General features: G+C 61.0%; 1 protein-coding gene. It reads left to right on the top strand.

Annotated features, from left to right (window positions below):
- Positions 1-53 precede the first annotated feature (53 nt).
- A partial coding sequence (locus IZR01_RS49400; protein ID WP_323747334.1) for an AMP-binding protein occupies positions 54-769 on the top strand: 716 nt, incomplete at its 3' end.

The raw sequence follows: 769 nt of genomic DNA on the forward strand, positions 1-769 counted from the left end.
GTTGTCCGGCGTATGTGATTTATACGTCTGGTTCGACGGGGCGTCCTAAGGGTGTGGTGGTGGAGCATGGCAGTGCTGTGGATTATGTGTTGTGGGCTGTTCGGAGTTATCCGGGTCTTGGTGGTCGGGCGTTGTTGCATTCGTCGGTGTCGTTTGATTTGACGGTGACGGTGTTGTTCGGTCCGTTGGTTGCCGGTGGTGCGGTGGTGGTGGCGGGGTTGGTTGAGGATGCGGGTGTGGAGGCGTTGTTGGCGGTGGAGTCTTTGACGTTTGCGAAGGTGACGCCGAGTCATATTGGTTTGTTGGATGTGTTGTCGCCGGTGTTTTCTCCGTCGGTGGATTTGGTGGTGGGTGGGGAGCAGTTGTCTGGTGAGCAGTTGGGGCGTTGGCGTGTGGCGCATCCGGGTGTTGCGGTGGTGAATGAGTATGGTCCGACTGAGGCCACGGTGGGGTGTGTGGCGTTGCGGGTGGGGCCGGGGGAGGTGGTGTCTTCTGGTGCGGTGGCGATTGGTGGGCCGTCGTGGAATACCCGGGTGTATGTGTTGGATGGGGGGTTGCGGCTGGTTCCGGTGGGTGTTGTCGGGGAGTTGTATGTGACGGGTGCGGGGTTGGCGCGGGGGTATTTGGGTCGCTCGGGTTTGACGTCGGAGCGGTTTGTTGCGGATCCGTTTGGTCCGGCGGGGTCGCGGATGTATCGCACCGGTGATTTGGCGCGCTGGACCGTCGACGGGGTGCTGGAGTTTTTGGGCCGTGTCGATGATCAGGTGAA

The sequence above is a fragment of the Catenulispora pinisilvae genome (genome assembly GCF_015356865.1).
GTDB classification, from domain to species: Bacteria; Actinomycetota; Actinomycetes; order Streptomycetales; family Catenulisporaceae; genus Catenulispora; species Catenulispora pinisilvae.